We start from the raw sequence: 1,286 nt of genomic DNA, 5'->3' as shown, positions 1-1,286 counted from the left end.
TTTTTGTTTAGAACAAAAAAGTTGTAGTCTTTTATGACTACAACTTTTTTTATTGCTTATGTATCTTTGTGGGCAAATGCCTGCGCTAACGTTTGCCTACATACTATAAGTCCGGGCAATCGGGATATTTATATCCTTCAAGTACAAAAGAAAAAAATATTTGACGTTTATCAACATTGTAATTCATGATATAATCCTTAGCTTTCTTAACGCTTCTTTTTGAAAACTCAATATCTGTTTCATTTGACAATTTATTGCAATACCAATTATCATAATTAGGTTGAATAATACTATTTGTTAATTCGAATACGTCTCCACCTAAAATTTTAATATTTAATTCTTCAAATCGATTCAAAATTTCTAATGCTCCTTTTTTAGGAAAAGCCTAGTTATTTATTCCTGTCTCATGAAGTGAATATCCTTTTTTCATAAAATCTGTACTATCAAATAAAAATATTGAGCAAAATCATAAAAATAAGTAATTGTCATAGGTTTATTATATTAGGAAGTTTATCATCGTCAGATTTTAAGTTTTGTTTTATATTTTCTTTTATTGATTTTAAATTTTTAAATCTATCATAAATATATAAACAGGCATCATTTTCATTGCTAAATATGAATTCATCATGTTTACCTCCTCTTTCGTCTAAATAAAACACTTCCCAAGTGTTATGGTAAGAATTTAACATTATTGCATCAGATTTCAATCCCTGATTAAGTGAATAATATGATGGATTTACTTGTAATTCTATTAATTTCTCTTTTAAATCGGCTATATTCATCTATATTAAATATTATTTTATTGGTGCTATTATTCCCCTTTTTAGTAAAATATCTATACTTTTTGGTAATAAATATTGTGTTCCTGTCCCTGGTTTAAAAAAAGCTGGAGCTATTGTAGAACTTTGTACTGGAATTGGTTTGACTACTTCATATAAAGATTCAATTCCTGTATTACCTGGGGGTAATGCTCTTAATTCCATAGGTGTGCCAATTGGTGAAGCATATCTTCCTGTTTCGGATCCAATCCTACTAATTTGAGTTCCTTTTAATAGATATTCAGAATTCGTAGTTCCTTGCATTGCTCCATTATTAGGAGGATAATAATTTTGAAGTTCTAATCCCTCAACTTTATATCCATTACCATCAATATTCTTTGTAAAAGTAACTTTACCTGTTGTTTTGGCTTGTGTTGTTGGAGCAGTACTTGTTTGTGTGGTACTAGGTAGTTTTGCATCTGTTTTTATTTCTGGATTTCCATTTTCTACTACACCGTTTGGTTTAAT

Annotated in this window: 2 protein-coding genes and 1 pseudogene; all 3 read right to left on the bottom strand. The window is 28.6% G+C overall.

Features of this window, described 5'->3' with window-relative positions:
• Positions 1 to 103 precede the first annotated feature (103 nt).
• A pseudogene (imm40, locus tag H599_RS0117740) lies at positions 104 to 364 on the bottom strand (Imm40 family immunity protein); the annotation flags it as partial.
• Between the two features lie 121 nt (positions 365 to 485).
• A complete protein-coding gene (locus H599_RS20110; protein WP_211253764.1) occupies positions 486 to 782 on the bottom strand; it encodes a hypothetical protein in 297 nt (98 codons plus the stop codon).
• Between the two features lie 12 nt (positions 783 to 794).
• A partial coding sequence (locus H599_RS20105) for a TNT domain-containing protein (RefSeq protein WP_051590805.1) occupies positions 795 to 1,286 on the bottom strand: 492 nt, incomplete at its 5' end.

The organism is Flavobacterium daejeonense DSM 17708, from assembly GCF_000425425.1.
GTDB lineage: Bacteria > Bacteroidota > Bacteroidia > Flavobacteriales > Flavobacteriaceae > Flavobacterium > Flavobacterium daejeonense.
This window is presented reverse-complemented; position numbering and strand designations above follow the sequence as displayed.